This window comes from Streptomyces chromofuscus (genome assembly GCF_015160875.1).
GTDB classification, from domain to species: Bacteria; Actinomycetota; Actinomycetes; order Streptomycetales; family Streptomycetaceae; genus Streptomyces; species Streptomyces chromofuscus.
This window is the reverse complement of record NZ_CP063374.1, coordinates 6,973,441-6,989,717: the sequence shown is the minus strand read 5'-3', so window position 1 is coordinate 6,989,717 and position 16,277 is coordinate 6,973,441. Positions and strand designations below refer to the sequence as shown.

Genomic DNA, 16,277 nt, shown 5'->3' with positions numbered 1-16,277 from the left:
CTGCTTCCCCTGCGAAGTCCCGAACAGATCCGAAAGGCGGTGGGAGCTGTGCGGCTCTCACGAAGAGGCCTGCTGCGCGCGGGCCTGGCCGGTACGGCCGCCACGGCGCTCGGCGGCCTGGCGTCCGGCTGCGCCGTTCCGACCGGTTCGACCGGCCGGAACATGGTCCTGTGGTACTGGAGCGGCGGTCTGAGCGACACCGTCGTCAAGGAGGCCCGAGCCCGCTATGACAACGTAGTCAGCCTCGAGGCGCAGCAGATCGGCGGCTACTACCGGTCCAAGCTGATCACCACGATGGCCGGCCGCGCCCACATCCCGGACATCGCGGGGCTCAAGGGCGAGGACATGGCCTCCTACCTGCCGAACGCCGACCAGTTCGTGGACCTGCGCACCCTCGGTGCCGACCGGCTCAAGAGCCGGTACCTGGACTGGAAGTGGCAGCAGGGCATCGCCCCGGACGGCAGCCTCGTCGGGTTCCCGATCGACGTGGGGCCGGTGGTGCAGTACTACCAGCCCGCCGTCTACGAACGGGCCGGGCTGCCGTCCGAACCCGGCGACGTCTCACGGGAGATGGACACCTGGGAGAAGTTCTTCGCGGCGGGCGAGCGGCTGAAGAAGCGGATCCCGGGGACGTACATCCTGACCGACGTCAGCAGCGTCTTCGAGATGTCGATCGGCCAGGGCACCACGCGGTTCGTCGACGAGGACCGCCGCTTCATCGGCGACGGCGAGCACGTCCGCGCCTGCTGGGACCGGGCCGTCGAGGCCAAGCGGCGCGGGATCGTGTCGAACATCGTGACGGGCACGCCCGACTCGATCTCGGCCACCGAGAAGGGGCACCTGCCCAGCCAGCTGAACGCCTCCTGGGCGGCCGGCGACCTCAAGCTGCAGTATCCGAAGACGGAGGGCAACTGGCGGGTCGCCGACTGCCCCGGCGGTCCCTCGAACGTCGGCGGCTCGTTCCTGTCGATCACCAAGGCGTGCCGGGAGCCGGAGCGGGCCTTCGAGATCATCACCTGGATGCTCGACGCCGACAACCAGGCGCAGGGCTTTGTCGAGGCCGGGCTCTTCCCGTCCACCCCGGCCTCGTACGGGATGAAAAAGCTGCGCGAGCCGGACCCGTTCTTCGGCGGCCAGATCACGATGGACGTCTTCGGCCCGGCCGCCGAGAGGATCCCGGTCGCCTTCAACAGCCCCTACGACATCGCGCTCGGGCAGCCGATCAGGGACGAGATCAAGAACGTCGGTGTCCTCGGCAAGGACCCCGGGAAAGCGTGGGGTGACGCCATGAGCAAGTGCCGGCGCATCGCGGACCACCTGGGGGTGAGCCACTGATGGCCACCCTCCCCGCGGTGCAGGATGCCCCGGCGGCCGTGGCGGACACGCCGGCCGCGCGGCCCCGGAGCGGCCTGCGCAGGTACTGGCACCTGTACGCCGCGATCTCCCCCTTCTATCTCCTCTTCCTCGCCTTCGGCCTGATCCCCGTCGGCTTCTCGCTGTACCTCTCGTTCCACCGCTGGGACGGCCTGGGCCCGATGGAGTGGGCGGGCGCGGCGCAGTACCGGTACCTGCTGGCCGACAGCGACTTCTGGCAGTCGATCGGGAACACGATCGTCATCTGGGCGCTCGCCACGTTCCCCATGATCTTCCTCGCCATGGTGACGGCCGTGATGCTCAACTCGGCGGTGCGCTTCAAGAACGTCTACCGGTTCGCGTACTTCCTGCCGAACGTCACCTCGATCGTCGCGGTCGCGATCGTCTTCGGTTCCGTCTTCTCCACGAACTTCGGCCTCATGAACGCCCTGTTGCAGGCCGTCGGCCTGGACCAGGTGGCGTGGCTGAACACGCCGTGGGGCATCAAGGTCGCCGTCGCCACCCTGATGACCTGGCAGTGGACCGGCTACAACGCGATCATCTTCCTCGCCGGGCTGCAGACCGTCCCGAGCGAGCTGTACGAGGCGGCGCGCATCGACGGCGCCGGTCCCGTACAGACCTTCTTCCGCGTCACGCTGCCGCTGATGCGGCCGGTGCTGCTGTTCGTGCTGATCGTCTCGACGGTGACCGGACTGCAGAGCTTCGCGGAACCCCAGGTGCTGCTCCAGACCACGGCCAACGAGTCGACCTTCTCCGGCGGCCCCGACCACGCCGGGCGGACCATGGTCCTCTACTTCTTCCAGCAGACCTTCGACAACAACGACTTCGGCTACGGCGCCGCCGTGGCCTGGGGGATCTTCCTCGTCGTCGTCCTCTTCTCGATCATCAACTGGCGCCTGGTGCGGCGCCGGGGCGAAGCATAGGGAGGCCGGTCACCATGGCATCCACCCTCAGGGGCCCCCGCCGCCGGGGCATCGCGCTGCACGCCGTCCTCGTCGCCGGTCTGCTGCTGTCGGCCTTCCCCTTCTACTGGGCCGTGATCATGTCGACGCACACGTCGACCGAGATCTTCTCCTACCCGCCGAAGCTGCTGCCCGGCTCGCACTTCGCGGAGAACGTCCGCCATCTCTTCGACAACATCGACTTCTTCGGGTCGATGCTCAACTCCCTGCTGGTCGCCGTCTCGGTGACGGTGCTGGTGCTGTTCCTCGACTCGCTGGCGGCTTTCGTCTTCGCCAAGTTCGACTTCCCCGGCCGCAAGGTGCTGTTCGCGCTGCTGATGGCGATCTTCATGGTGCCGGCGCAGCTGGCGGCCATCCCGCAGTTCGTGATCATGGCGAAGATCGGCTGGATCGGCTCCATGACCGCCCTGATCGTCCCGGCGGCGGCCAACGCCTTCGGCATCTTCTGGATGCGCCAGTACATGAAGGGGGCGATCCACGACGAGCTGCTCGACGCCGCCAAGCTGGACGGCGCCGGATTCCTGCGCCAGTACTGGCACGTGGCGCTCCCGGTGGTCCGGCCGGGCCTGGCCTTCCTCGGCATCTTCACCTTCATGGCCCAGTGGAACGACTACGCCTGGCCGCTGATCGCCCTCACCGACCCGGACAACGTCACCCTCCAGGTCGCCCTCTCCCAGCTCAACGGCAACCACGGCACCACCGACTACGGCATGGTGATGACCGGCGCGCTGCTCGCCCTCGTCCCGCTGCTGATCGTGTTCGCGGTCGGCGCCCGGCAGATCATCGGCGACCTGGCCAAGGGGGCCGTCCGCGGATGACCGCTCCCTTCTCCTGGCTCCGCCCCTGGGAGGCACCCGAGGTGACCTCCTGGGGGCGGCTGCCGATGTGCGCCGTCGACCGGCGTCGCCAGGCCGTCGTGCTGGACGGCGAGTGGCGTTTCCAGCTGCTGCCGTCGCCGGAGACGGCGGTGAGCGACGCGTGGGGGTCGTCGTACGTCCCCGGTGCCTGGACGCTGCAGGACACGGACGACCTGCCGCAGTACACCAATGTGCGGATGCCGTTCCCCGAGTTTCCGCCGCACGTGCCCGCCGCCAACCCCACCGGGGTGTACGAGCGTGCGGTGGACGTGCCGGGCGAGTGGGCCGGGCGGCGGATCGTGCTGCAGGTGGGGGCGGCCGAGAGCGTGCTGCTCGTGGAGGTGGACGGGCGGCCGGTGGGGATCTCCAAGGACTCGCATCTGGCGGCCGAGTTCGAGCTGACGGACGTCGTGCGTCCCGGCTCCCCCGCCCGGGTCCGGCTGACCGTGGTGAAGTGGTCGGACGCCTCGCACATCGAGGACCAGGACCAGTGGTGGCACGGCGGCATCACCCGCTCGGTGCTGCTGTACGCCACGGACCCGCTGCACCTGGCGGACGTGACCGTGCGGGCGCGGCGCGACGGCGACCTGCGCGTGGACTGCGCTGTACGCGGCCCGCTGCCCGACGGCTGGTACGTCACCGGCGACCTCGATGGGCAGTTCCTCGCGCAGGACGCCGAGTTCGACCGGGCCAACGCCGAGGACGAGCGGGTCTCCGGCTTCCTCGGCGAGGCCCGCCTGCGCGCCACCGTGCCCGGCGTGCGCACCTGGACCGCCGAGACGCCCGAGCTGTACGGGCTGACCGTCCGGCTGCACCGCCCCGACGGAACGGTCGCCGACACCTCGCACCACCGCGTCGGCTTCCGCGACGTCGAGATCGTCGGCCGGGACCTGCTGATCAACGGCGAGCGGGTGTTCATCCGAGGCGTCAACCGGCACGACTTCCACCCGCTGACGGGACGCACGGTGTCGTACGACGACATGCGGGCGGACCTGGTGCTGCTGAAGCGCTTCGGCTTCAACGCGATCCGCACCGCCCACTACCCGAACGACCCCGCGCTGTACGACCTCGCCGACGAGCTGGGCTTCTACGTCGTCGACGAGGCGGACATCGAGTCGCACGACCACGCCCACGAGATCGCCGACGACCCGCGCTATCTGAACGCCTTCGTGGACCGGGTCTCGCGGATGGTGCTCCGCGACAAGAACCACCCGTCCGTCATCATCTGGTCGCTGGGCAACGAGTCCGACTACGGAGCCAACCACGACGCGGCGGCGGGCTGGGTGCGCCGGCACGATCCGACGCGGCCGGTGCAGTACGAGGGGGCGGCCAAGCGGGGCTGGGCGGATCCGGACGTGGCCTCCGACATCGCCTGCCCGATGTACGCGCCGATCGAGGAGTGCGTGGCGCACGCGCTGTCCGGGAAGCAGACCAAACCGCTCATCCAGTGCGAGTACTCGCACGCCATGGGCAACAGCAACGGCACGCTGGCCGACCACTGGGCCGCCATCGAGGCCACCCCGGGTCTTCAGGGCGGCTTCATCTGGGAGTTCTGGGACCACGGCATTCTCCAGCGCGTGAGCGACGGAAGACCGGCCGGGCGCGCGGGCGCCGGGCTGTACGAACGGGGCGTCGCCGCGCCCGGCCACCGCTGGGCGTACGGCGGCGACTTCGGCGAGGTGCCCCACGACGGCGCCTTCATCGCCGACGGTGTCGTCCTCCCGGACCGGACGCCCAAGCCGGTGCTGTACGAGCACCGGGAGATCGCGGCGCCGGTGCGGCTTCAGTGCCTGAGGCACGAGGGCGTGGTCATCGGCAACCACCAGCACTTCCGGGGCCTGGACTGGCTGACCGGCGAATGGCGGCTGTCCCTCGCGGACGGCCGGACGCTGACCGCCCCGGCCGAGCTGCCGGATCTGCGGCCGGGCGAGACGGCGGCGGTCCCGCTGCCGTTCGAGCTGCCGGAGGGCGGGGGCGAGGCCTGGCTGACGCTGAGGGTGACGACCGCGCGGGACGAGCCGTGGGCGCCGGCCGGCACGGTCGTGTGCCTGCCGCAGGTGCGGCTCCGGGCGACTCCCGTGCAGCGGACCCTCCCGGTGGCCGACCGGACCGTCGAGGTCGACGCGGACGGACTGCTGGTCCACCCCCTGCTCGTCGCCGCCCCCACGCTGTCGCTGTGGCGGGCGCCCACCGACAACGACGAGCTGGGCGGCATGGCCGGCCGCTGGCGCGACTGGGGGCTCGACGCACCCGTCCGCGAGCTGGTCGCCGTACGCCGGGCCGGGTCGAGCGTCGGCGTGCTCGCCGAGTACGTCTGCGCGGCCGGGGTCGTCCGGCACGAGCAGGTGTTCACGGCCGTCGAGGGCGGGATCCGCGTCGAGGAGTCGGCGGAGCTGCCCGAGACGCTGAACGACGTGGCCCGGGTCGGGTCGGTGTTCGAGACGGTGGCCGGCCCGACCCTGCTGGAGTGGTTCGGGCAGGGCCCCTGGGAGTCGTACCCGGACCGCAGCACGGGCGCGCCCGTCGGCCATCACTCCCTCCCCGTGGACGAGTTGTTCACCCCCTATCTGCGGCCACAGGAGAGCGGTGGCCGGCACGGCGTACGGCACTTCACCCTGTCCGCGCCGGACGCCACCGGTCTCGCGGTGGAGCTCGCGCGGCCCAGCCAGATCTCCGTCAACCGTTACCGGGCCGCCGACCTCGCCGCGGCCGCCCACCACGACGAACTTCGCCCGCGCGCCGGCTGCGTCGTGCACATCGACGCCGCCCACCGCGGCCTGGGCACCGCCTCCTGCGGGCCCGACACCTCACCGGCGTACCTCGTCCCGACCGGCACCCACCGCTGGGGCTGGGTCCTGCGCGTTCTCTGAGCCCCTTCTCGTTCCCCTTTCAACGGAGCTCCCGTGTGCACTTCGCATGACCACGACCTGGGCGAGGCCCCGCAGGCCGACGCCGGCAGACGCAACTTCCTGCGGGCCACCGCGCTGATCGGCGCCGCCGCCACCGCCGGGGTCGCGCTCCCGGCCGCCGCCGAAGCGGCCGGGCAGGGTGGCCGGCGACCGGATCCGCAGAGCAGTCGCTTCACGTTCGTCGTGATGCCGGACACGCAGTACCTGTTCGACGGGCCCAGCATCGACCCGAAGCCGATCGAGGCCTCACTGCGCTACCTGCTGGAGCAGGGCCGGGAGGAGAACATCGTCTTCCTGTCCCACCTGGGCGACCTCACGGAGAACGGCACCGCGGCCGAGGTCGAGGCGGCGAGCAGGGCCTTCCGGATCCTCGACGCGCACGGCGTCGGCTACAGCGTGCCGGCCGGCAACCACGACGTCCGCTCGTCCACGGACGACCAGCGCGGCCCGACCCCGTTCCTGGACGCCTTCGGGCCAAAGCGCTTCGAGGGCAAGGACTCCTTCGGCGGTGCCTCGCCCGACGGCTACAACACCTTCCACCTCTTCGAGGCGGCCGGGCGCCAGTGGCTGGTGATGTCCCTGGACTGGAGGCTGTCGGCGAAAGGATTCGCCTGGGCGAAGGAGGTCATCGCCCGGCACCCGAAGGCGCCCGTCATCCTCACCACGCACGAACTGGTGTACGGAGACGACGCGCTGTCCTCGTACGGGCAGAAGCTCTGGGACCAGCTGATCAAGGACCACGACCAGATCTTCCTCACCCTCAACGGCCACTACTGGCCCGCCGCCCGCGCCGTCCGCCGGAACGCCGCCGGGAACGACGTTCACCTGCACCTGACGAACTACCAGAACCGTTACTACGGCGGCGCGGCGATGATCCGCCTCTACCGGTTCGACCTCGACCGGAACACCATCGACGTGGAGACGGTCTCCCCCTGGATCCTGGGCCGGGCCGCCAAGGGGCTCAACGAGCTGGAGCGGCAGGAGATCGAACTGACCGGTCCGCAGGACCGTTTCTCCGTGGCGATCGACTTCGAGCGGCGTTTCGCGGGCTTCGCCCCGGTGCCCGCCCGGCCCGCGCGCCCGGCCCCGGAGCTACTGGTGCGGGGCACGGTCGCGTACTGGCGCTTCGACGGGCACGGCGAGGGCGCGGCCGTGGACGGCACGGTCCGTGATCTGTCCGGACGGGGCAACGACCTGACCGTGGTCCGGGTGGGCGACGGCACCCTCACCTGGTCGGCCGACCACCACCCGGACCAGCCGGGTCACGGCAGCCTGCGCTTCCGTGGGGACAAGTCGCCCCTGGTGGGCGCCTATCTTCGGACGGTGGACCGGGCGCCGCTCAACTCGGCCACCTTCGAGCGCGGTTACACCGTCGAGGCGTTCTACAAGGTGCCGAGCACCTGGACCTCGTCACGCAACGCCTGGGGCGGGCTGGTGAGCCGGACCGGCACGGGCGGTGCCGCGGGCAAGACCGAGGGCGACCCGGACGAGCCGCTCGCCACGCTGTCACTGTCCGACGGGCCCGGCCCGCAGTGGGCCGTGCGGCCGGTCGACCAGCAGGGCATCGCCACCAACTGGGGCCACGAGACGGCCCGCGAAACCTGGTGGCACGTCGCCGTCGTCAACGACGGGCGGCACACCACGATGTACGTCGAGGGCTGCCCCGTCGTGCGCAACCCCACCGCCCGCTCGGTCGGGCTGACCTCGCTCGGGCTGCCCTGGCTGCTCGGCGGCTACGAGTACGGGGGCCGGATCGACCAGATCCACAACGGGTGGCTCGGCGACGTCCGGATCGTCGACCGCGCCCTGCCCGTCTCCCAGTTCATGAACCACTGACCCTCTCGAGGATCCCGATGACCGAGCAGCAGCTGCCCGAGTGGGCCGACCCCTCCGTCCCGCCCGCCGACCTCGACCCGCAGGGCGTCTCCCGCCGCCAACTCCTAACTGATCGACAGGGGCGGACGGTGGGCCGCGTGACCACGGAAGCGTCGTGGCGGCCCCGGTCCCCGGCCACCGCGCGCGGCACCTCGCCCCTCCGGGCGGCGGACGGGGCTCACCCCTCGGGCCGGTGCGTGGGTCCCGGTCGACATCCCTCTCACCGGTGAGGTCCCGGCGCCACACCGGCCGGATACTGGTACGGCCCTTGCCCCGAGGAGCCGCTCGTGTCCGCCCCGTCCCGGATCACGCCCGCGCTCGCCCGGCTGCGGACGACGCATCCGTACGTCGTCGACGGCTCGCTCGCCGCACCGTGCTGTTCGCGGCCTCACTGCAGTGGATCTTCCCCGGCCAGAAGTCCGAACTCCTGTCCTGGCAGGGGTTCGTGCTCGGCGCCGGGACCGCGCTGCCGCTGGTGTGGCGGCAGCGGGCGTTCCTGACGGTGCAGGCGGAGATCTGCGCCAACGAGACGGGCTGGTGACCCCGGGCGCCCCCGTGAGCGTCAACGCCCGCCGGTGCCCGCATCCTTCCGCACCGCGGGGCGCGGCGGGGTGCGGGGGCGCTGGTCCCTCGCGGCCGGCGGGCCGGAACGAGGAGCGGGCGAAGCGGGCCGTCCCTCCGCGGGGCCGACCGTGTCGGTCAGCGCGGTGCCGCCTGCTCGAAGGTCTCGCGCACGACGCGCACCGCGCGCTCGGTGTCGGCGCGCGAGACGTCCAGGTGGAACACGAAGCGCAGCCGACCCGGGTAGCCCGCGCACAGCAGGCCGCGCCGCGCCAGCCGGTCGCGGACCTCGTCGGTGTCGAAGCCCGGAGCCGGCTCGGCGAAGACCATGTTGGTCCGGGCGGGCTCCACCGTCAGGCCCGGCACGTCCTTCAGGCCCTCGGCGAACAGCGCGGCGTGCGCGTGGTCGTCCACGAGCCGCGCCACATGATGGTCGAGCGCGTGGAGCGCCGCGGCCGCCAGCACGCCCGCCTGCCGCATGCCGCCGCCCAGGACCTTCCGCCAGCGCCGTGCCCGTGCCACGAAGTCCCGCGATCCCACGAGCGCCGAGCCGACCGGTGCGCCCAGACCCTTGCTGAAGCAGACGGAGACGCTGTCGAAGTGCTCGGTGATCAGACGCGCCTGCTCGTACGGGTCACGCCCGCCGGCGACCGCCGCGTTGAACAGGCGCGCCCCGTCCAGATGCGTGGCGAGTCCGTGGTCGCGAGCCACTCCCGTGGCGGTCCTCAGGTAGTCCAGCGACACGGCCCGGCCCTCGATGGTGTTCTCCAGGCACAGCAGCCGGGTGCGCGCGAAGTGCGGGTCGTCCGGCTTGACCGCCGCCGCGATGTCCGCCGGGTCCAGCGTTCCGTCCGACCGGTGCGGCAGCGGCTGCGGCTGGATGCCGCCGAGCACGGCGGCGCCCCCGCCCTCCCACCGGTAGGTGTGGGCGGACTGGCCGGCGATGTACTCGTCCCCCCGGCCGCAGTGCGCCAGCAGGGCGCACAGGTTGCTCTGCGTCCCCGAGGACACGAACAGCGCGGCTTCGAAACCCAGCAGCGCGGCGATCCGCTCCTGCAGGGCGTCGACGGTGGGATCGTCGCCGAACACGTCGTCGCCCACCTCGGCCTCGGCCATGGCCCGCCGCATCGCCTCGCCGGGCCGGGTGACGGTGTCACTGCGCAGGTCGATGAGCTGCCCCGGCGGCTCGTGGGTGACCTCGGTGGGGCCGACGGCGTCGGCGACATCGGGGGCGGGGACGGCAGAAGCGCGATCGACGGCGCGGGTGTCATCACTGGCGAGCATGGGCTCACCCTGCCATGCCGGGGCCGGCCCGGTCTGCGGGGCCCCGGTGGAACGTGAGCCGCCGTGTGCCACCGTGCCGGCGGCGCCCCCGACATCGCCCACTCCCGGTCGGCGACCGGTTCTGCCCGGCCCCTGTCCTCCCTGCGGCGACCGAGGCGCCGGGGCGTCGTCCCTCGTCCGGGGGGAGGCCGGACACCGCTCCCGTCGGCGATCCGGCGGCACCGCCCTCGCGACGAGTCCGAGGGGCGACGCCGACCGACCTCTCGCCGGGCGTGACGGCTGTTGGGCGCCGAGGGCCTGGGCGCGCTGAGCATGACCGCCCCGCCCCTGATCATCGCGATCGCGTTCGGGCTCGCCATGGACTACGAGCTGTTCATCCTCGCCCGGAAGCGCGAGGCCCGGGGCGGAGCGAGGACGACGAGGAGGCCGTGGTGAGCGGCCCGTTGCGGTCCGGCCGCGTGGTGAGCTGCGCCGCGCTGCTGCTCGCGGTCGTCTTCGGCGCCTTCATGACAGGCGGCTTCTCGCCCGTCCTGCGGGTCGGGCTGGGGCTCATCCTCGCGGTGCTGAGCGACGCCGCGGTCGTACGGATGCTGCTGGTCCCGGCGACGATGGCACTGCTCGGACGGCACGCGTGGTGGGCTCCGAAGCCACTGCGCCGGGCGCACGACCGGTTCGGGCTGCAGGAGGAGGCGCCTCCTGGGGCCGTCCGGCTGCCGGAACGGGTCCGAGAACGCAGGGGTGCCGGGCACGCGGGCGCCCGGCCCTCGGCACGGCAGCGGTGTCCGCCGATGTCCCACCGGTCCGCATCCGGACGTCCCTTCACGAAGTGAACTCCCCAGCCCTGCTGGGACTTTCACGACTGCACCTCTTGACGACCGGAGCGCCCGGGAGCACATTGTCCGCGCAGCCCTTGTGTGAGAGCGCTCTCAGAAATCCCCCGCTGGCGTTCCGGCACAGGATCCCGCGCACCCCCACTCCGCACCGAGAGGCACCCCATGAGCGAAACCTCCGGCACCCCCGCGAGACGCCGGCCCCACCGGCGGGCACTGATCGCCGTCCTGAGCACGCTCGGCCTCGCCGCGCTCGCCGCCACGACCGTGACGCCGACGGCGACCGCTGCCGCGCCGCCGCCCCCGTCGGGCTGGACGCAGGTCTTCGTCGACGACTTCGACGGGGCCGCCGGCTCCGGCGTCAACACGGCCAACTGGCAGTACGCGACCGGGAAGGGCTACCCGGGCGGCCCCGCCAACTGGGGCACCGGCGAGATCGAGACGATGACGTCGAGCACCAGCAACGTCTCCCTCGACGGCAGCGGCAACCTGCGCATCACCCCGCGCCGCGACGCGGCCGGCAACTGGACCTCGGGGCGGATCGAGACCAACCGCACCGACTTCCAGCCCCCGGCGGGCGGCAAGCTGCGCGTCGAGGCACGCATCCAGATGCCGAACGTCACCGGCGCCGCCGCCCGCGGCTACTGGCCGGCCTTCTGGATGCTGGGCGCCCCGTTCCGCGGGAACTACTGGAACTGGCCGGGCGTCGGCGAGCTGGACATCTTGGAGAACGTCCAGGGCCTCAACACCGTCTGGGCGACGATGCACTGCGGCACCTCGCCCGGCGGCCCCTGCAACGAGACCACCGGCATCGGCGGCTCCACCGCCTGCCCCGGCGCCACCTGCCAGTCCGGCTTCCACACGTACCGCATGGAGTGGGACCGCTCGACCAGCGTCGAGGAGATCCGCTTCTACGTCGACAGCACGCACTTCCACACCGTGCGCGAGAACCAGGTCGACGCGACGACCTGGGCCAACGCCACGGAGCACGGCTTCTTCATCATCCTCAACGTGGCGATGGGCGGCGGCTTCGTCGACGCCTTCGGCGGCGGACCGGACGCGGCCACGGTGCCGGGTCACCCGATGGTCGTCGACTACGTCCAGGTGCTGTCGGCCGGTGGGAGCGGTACCACGCCTCCGCCGACCGGCAACCGGGACGCCTACAGCGCCATCCAGGCCGAGTCGTACGACGGGCAGTCCGGCACGATCACCGAGGCGACCTCCGACACCGGCGGCGGCCAGAACATCGGCGCGATCGCCAACGGTGACTGGGCGCTCTACCGGGGCGTCGACTTCGGCTCCACGGCGGCCAGGCAGTTCAACGCCCGGGTCGCGAGCGGCGCCGGAGCGGGTGTGAGCGGTCTGGTCGAGGTGCGGCTGGACAGCCGCGGCAACGCACCCGTCGGGAGCTTCGCCGTCGGCAACACCGGCGGCTGGCAGTCCTGGCGGACGATCCCGGCCAACCTCTCCTCGGTGACGGGCACCCACGACGTCTACCTGACCTTCACCAGCGGCCAGCCGGCCGACTTCGTGAACGTCAACTGGTTCACCTTCGGCCGCTGATCGGGCCGTCGCAAGCAGTGTTCCAACCCGGGCCGGGGGTGTGGATGCCCCCGGCCCGACCGCCGACACGCCTTGTGCGCCACGGCTCACGTACAGTCCGGCAGCACCTCGTTGAGACGCTTGAACCCCTGCTCCCAGATCCGGTCCAGTTCGGGGAAGTTCTGCTCCGGCAGCGTGCCCTCCGCGCCCGGCACCAGGGGAAGGCTGCTCAGGATGGCCTTGGTGACGATGTTCGTGGCGTCCCACGTCCTGACCACGCCCAGGCCGAAGTACTCGGAGAGCTCACCGTCGAACTGGGGGTAGATCTCCTCGAAGACATTGGCCTCCTCGCCGGCCTTGTGGCTCACGATGGTGAGCCGCTCGTGCCGCACGAAGGCCTCGACCAGGTACTTGTGGGTTCGGCCGCTGTCGGTCTGGACGTCGATCTCCACCGCCAGGGATCCGACATGGGCGCTCAGGTCGAACGGGTACTTCTCGTACCGCCAGACGTACTGGCCCCTCAGCTTCGTCAGGTAGTAGTGGTGCCACAGCTGCCGTGCCGGGGCCAGTCGCGTGTTGTCCGACCTCAGCGTGCTGGTGAGCGAGTCCTCCAGGACATCCGTGATGTGCTGCAGGGTCTCGCGGTCCGAGGCCCTGGCGACCATGATGCTGATCACGGCACCGACGATGCCGCCGCCGACGGCCGTGAGCACACCCGAGATCTCCTGGTTGGCCAGTGAGATACGTCCGTCGTCACCGACCGCCGCGGCGGCGAAGGCGACGCCGAATCCTGTGGTGGCCACTCCCAGAACCAGGATGAGCCAGCTCCGCGCCTGACCGCTGGCCCAGCTTCCGTCGCGTCCCGCCCCGCCGTGCCTGGACATCGCCTCGTCTCCCCCCGCAATGCCACACCCCATGACGTCATTCCATGACGAAACTCATGAAGACGCGGTCGCGTCCGCGCCCGTAGTAGTCCTTCCGGAACTCGCCGTCCCGGAATCCGTATGTGTGGTAAAGACGGTGCGCGGAGTCGTTGTCCGGACGCACCACGAGATGCATACGGCGCGCCCCGGCAACTCTGGCATGGCGCACAGCCGCGTCCAGCAGTGCCCATCCACAGCCCTGCCGCTGGAATTCGGGAAGGACGCCGAGAGCGAGCAGCCAGGCGTACTCCTCACCGGACGCTTGCACAGCCAGCGCATATCCACACAACACACCGTCCCGCTCCAGCAGAAGGAAATCACGGCGGTGAACGTCGAACAGTTGCCTGAGAAAGAAGTCGGGATACGCCTCGTCTTCTCCGAATGCTTCGTGGTCGAGCCGGTACAGGTCGGGAAGATCCACTTCCCCGGGGGTCCGGAACCGATCTTGCCCGCCGGTTGAGGTACCTGAGGGCAAAGCTTGATCCTTCTCACGAGAGTGCCGTACGGATCCTCGTAAAGTAGCACCAGATCAGGGGAGTTGGTAGTACTCTCTGCTGTCCAGGCTGGGCTCGCTCCGGGGAGACGCATGGCAGGGAACGCTGCGTACGACTGGGATGCATTCGACTCGGAGGACTACCTGGAGCACAATTACGCCAACCTGCACGACGAGGACCGGAAAATCCTGAATTTCGTGCGCGACTTCCTGTGCGGCCAGTCCTTCGACCCGGAGACCCGCGGTGTCGACGTCGGCACCGGAACCAATCTCTATCCGGCGCTCGCCATGCTCCCCTTCTGCCAGGAGATAAACCTGCTGGAATTCTCGGCCGCGAACAGGAATTGGCTTCTGAATCAGCTGCGCCACTATTCCAAGAACTGGGACAGCTTCTGGCAGGTTCTGAGCGAGCAGGAAATTTACCGAACGGTCGCACGTCCCCGCGAGCGGCTGCATCGCATTACCACCGTCCGAAAATGGGACATTCTCGATCCCGACCCGGAGCAGAAGTGGGATCTGGGCACCATGTTTTTCGTCGCCGAGTCGATCACCAGCTTCCATGAGGAATTCACCGCGGCCATCGGGAAGTTCTGCGCCCTGCTCAGGCCGGGGGCGCCGTTCGCCATGACCTTCATGGAGAACTCCAGCGGCTACGAGGTCGGGGGCCGTCCCTTTCCGGCCCTGCGGATCGACGTGACGGACGTACGGGAGGAAATGTCAGGGCTGGGAAACGGCCTGGAGTTCCATCGCGTCGACGTCGGCGCCCAGCCGCTCAGGGACGGCTACAGCGGCATGATCCTGGTCCACGGTCACGTCAAGTAGCGCTGGACGGAGGGCTTTGGCGCATGATGATCCAGCCTCGCCGGAGGTTGCTCGACATCTGGAGTTCGCTGCTGAGGTGTTCCCTCGGCGACAGCGGCTGGGTCAATCCCGGCCGTGGCGGCAGCAACTCGATCAGCGACGCGGAGCAGCTGGTCTGCCTGTTGTATCCCGCATTCAAGATCTCCGGCCTCGGGTTCTCCGTGCCCGACGCCACGGAGCGGGACGTCCAGGAGGCGCTGTCCCCACTGGGTGACTGGGCCGGGGTGCCCAGGGGCCTGGCCGGGATCATCGACGGTTTCCTGGAGACCTACTCCCGCGACGACGGCCTCCCGGTGTTCCCGCCCGGCGGCCGGCTGCGGGCACTGGACCCCGGGGCCGAGCCGTCGCCGGAACAGACCCGGCTGGAGACGGTCGAGGCGTACTCGATGTCGGTGACGCTGTCCCTCGCCGCCCTCGCCTTCGTCAAGAGCTTCGCCAAGCACGTGCGCGGCGCGGAACTCGGCACCGCGCTCAGGACGACGGAGGAAGCTCTCGACCGCAGGCTGACGCATGCCATGCGAGGGTTGCTGGAGAGCTTCGCCGTGGACGTCTTCCCGGAGGACTCCGCGATGGGCAACACCCTGCTGCGGACACTCGACCAGAGCCGTCAGTCCCGTGGCCTCCTCGCCGACCGCCTCAGAGCCGAACTGCAACCGATCCGGGCCGGATTGAGAGGTCTGCCGCTCGGCTCGTCCGGCGCTCCCCTGCTCGGGGACGAGGCGCTGCTGTTCCAGTGCGGCTGGGCATGGGGGCCGGTGCGGGCCGGCGACGACCATCCGCTGCGTGTTGCCGATCCTGTGCCGTCCCTGCACTTCACCGTTGCCGCGATGGACGGCATCGTGGACTTCTTCTCCCGGCAGACCCTCCTGCTGGGCCTGCTCAGCCCGGAGCAGCAGGCGCTCGCCCACGCGCTTCGCCTGCGCTGGGAGCTCACGCAGAGCTACTGGACCACGCTCGCCCGGTTCGGCGGCGCCCGTTGGCCCTTGGAGGACATGCCGTGGCGCACTTCGGAGACCGAGGAGTCCGACTACGCCACGCTCCAGGTCGCCTCGATCGTGGTGCACAACCTGATGCGCCAGCACGGCGTGGACGACGGCGCGCCCGTCGACGACCTGACACCGATGGCCGACGTGCTTCAGGAGCTGGCCGCGCGCGGTGGCATCACCCGGCGGCCGTCGGCGCGCGGGCGCACCGTGGAACTGCACGACCCGGGAGAGCTGCTGCCCCTCCCGGGCAGCGAGCGCCACGGGCCGGTTCTGGGATTGCTGGTGTCGGACTACGCCCCGATGCTCCTCAAGCGGATGCTCCAGGTCGCCGGTCTCACCCAGGACCTGCGGCAGCGCGACCGGCTGCTGTCGCTGGCGGACGAGCTGACGGACCACCTGTGGCGCCGCCGTCTGACCAGAGGGCCGGCGGCAGGGCTGTGGGACGCCCCGGACGCCGTGTACGCCCTGCCCGTGCCAAGCCCCGCCGCCCCTTCCTGGCACCTGACGGAACGGGTCGTGGAGGTCCTGGTGGTCGCGGCGACCACGGTGAGCTCCGCGCCGACGCGCAGCGTGCCGCTGTTCGAGACCGCGGGCGAACTGCTGCGCGAGGCGGAACACCTCTTCGCCCAGGAGCTGATGAGCCGACCCGTCGCCGGCAGCCCGGCCGCGACGGTCCTGGTACGCATCGAGGCGACCCTGCGGCGGGCCCGCGACGTCGTCGACTCCCGTCCCGGTGTCGCGGTCGCGCTCGCCTCCGAGGCGCTGCGGGAGCTCGACGGCCTCGCGCTCGCGAGGACCCAGGCCTCGAAGGGAGGCTGAC

General features: G+C 70.8%; 12 protein-coding genes and 1 pseudogene. 10 read left to right on the top strand and 3 right to left on the bottom strand.

Annotated features, from left to right (window positions below; all coding sequences use genetic code 11):
- The first annotated feature begins 48 nt into the window (after positions 1 to 48).
- The 6 genes from IPT68_RS31270 (at position 49) to IPT68_RS34875 (ending at position 8,518) form a co-directional block, all read left to right on the top strand.
- The gene (locus tag IPT68_RS31270; RefSeq protein WP_189698092.1) at positions 49 to 1,335 is read left to right on the top strand and encodes an ABC transporter substrate-binding protein; all 1,287 of its coding nucleotides are present in this window, start codon (positions 49 to 51) and stop codon (positions 1,333 to 1,335) included.
- Positions 1,335 to 2,297, top strand: coding sequence for a carbohydrate ABC transporter permease (locus IPT68_RS31265; RefSeq protein WP_189698093.1), 963 nt, complete (start codon positions 1,335 to 1,337; stop codon positions 2,295 to 2,297). The genes IPT68_RS31270 and IPT68_RS31265 overlap by 1 nt, the downstream gene beginning before the upstream one ends.
- A gap of 14 nt (positions 2,298 to 2,311) precedes the next feature.
- On the top strand, positions 2,312 to 3,154 hold the full coding sequence (locus IPT68_RS31260; RefSeq protein WP_189698094.1) for a carbohydrate ABC transporter permease: 843 nt from the start codon (positions 2,312 to 2,314) through the stop codon (positions 3,152 to 3,154).
- Positions 3,151 to 6,063 carry a glycoside hydrolase family 2 TIM barrel-domain containing protein gene (locus IPT68_RS31255; RefSeq protein ID WP_189698095.1) on the top strand — a complete coding sequence of 971 codons (2,913 nt, stop codon included), beginning with the start codon at positions 3,151 to 3,153 and terminating at the stop codon, positions 6,061 to 6,063. Before IPT68_RS31260 ends, IPT68_RS31255 begins: the two co-directional genes overlap by 4 nt.
- 33 nt (positions 6,064 to 6,096) lie before the next feature.
- Positions 6,097 to 7,938 carry a LamG-like jellyroll fold domain-containing protein gene (locus IPT68_RS31250; protein WP_189698096.1) on the top strand — a complete coding sequence of 614 codons (1,842 nt, stop codon included), beginning with the start codon at positions 6,097 to 6,099 and terminating at the stop codon, positions 7,936 to 7,938.
- A 412-nt stretch (positions 7,939 to 8,350) separates the two neighbouring features.
- Positions 8,351 to 8,518: a hypothetical protein gene (locus IPT68_RS34875; protein WP_189698097.1), complete on the top strand. Its 168-nt coding sequence runs from the start codon at positions 8,351 to 8,353 to the stop codon at positions 8,516 to 8,518.
- Between the two features lie 158 nt (positions 8,519 to 8,676).
- Here the strand turns inward: IPT68_RS34875 and ltaE are convergent, their stop codons facing one another.
- Positions 8,677 to 9,822: a low-specificity L-threonine aldolase gene (gene ltaE, locus IPT68_RS31240; RefSeq protein ID WP_189698098.1), complete on the bottom strand. Its 1,146-nt coding sequence runs from the start codon at positions 9,820 to 9,822 to the stop codon at positions 8,677 to 8,679.
- Positions 9,823 to 10,104: 282 nt separating this feature from the next.
- On the opposite strand from ltaE, the pseudogene IPT68_RS31235 reads away from it, so the two are divergent.
- Positions 10,105 to 10,526 (top strand): annotated as a pseudogene (locus IPT68_RS31235) (MMPL family transporter); the annotation flags it as partial.
- 291 nt (positions 10,527 to 10,817) lie between these two features.
- On the top strand, positions 10,818 to 12,215 hold the full coding sequence (locus IPT68_RS31230) for a glycoside hydrolase family 16 protein (RefSeq protein WP_189698099.1): 1,398 nt from the start codon (positions 10,818 to 10,820) through the stop codon (positions 12,213 to 12,215).
- A gap of 86 nt (positions 12,216 to 12,301) precedes the next feature.
- Here the strand turns inward: IPT68_RS31230 and IPT68_RS31225 are convergent, their stop codons facing one another.
- Together IPT68_RS31225 and IPT68_RS31220 are read right to left on the bottom strand one after the other, a co-directional pair.
- A complete protein-coding gene (locus tag IPT68_RS31225; protein ID WP_189698100.1) occupies positions 12,302 to 12,997 on the bottom strand; it encodes a hypothetical protein in 696 nt (231 codons plus the stop codon).
- Between the two features lie 118 nt (positions 12,998 to 13,115).
- Positions 13,116 to 13,538, bottom strand: a complete 423-nt coding sequence (locus IPT68_RS31220; RefSeq protein ID WP_189698101.1) for a GNAT family N-acetyltransferase — start codon at positions 13,536 to 13,538, stop codon at positions 13,116 to 13,118.
- 165 nt (positions 13,539 to 13,703) lie between these two features.
- Here IPT68_RS31220 and IPT68_RS31215 point away from each other — a divergent pair, with 165 nt between their 5' ends.
- Positions 13,704 to 14,432 carry an SCO2525 family SAM-dependent methyltransferase gene (locus tag IPT68_RS31215; RefSeq protein ID WP_189698102.1) on the top strand — a complete coding sequence of 243 codons (729 nt, stop codon included), beginning with the start codon at positions 13,704 to 13,706 and terminating at the stop codon, positions 14,430 to 14,432.
- A gap of 23 nt (positions 14,433 to 14,455) precedes the next feature.
- Positions 14,456 to 16,276, top strand: a complete 1,821-nt coding sequence (locus IPT68_RS31210; RefSeq protein WP_189698103.1) for an SCO2524 family protein — start codon at positions 14,456 to 14,458, stop codon at positions 16,274 to 16,276.
- The last annotated feature ends 1 nt before the right edge of the window (position 16,277 follow it).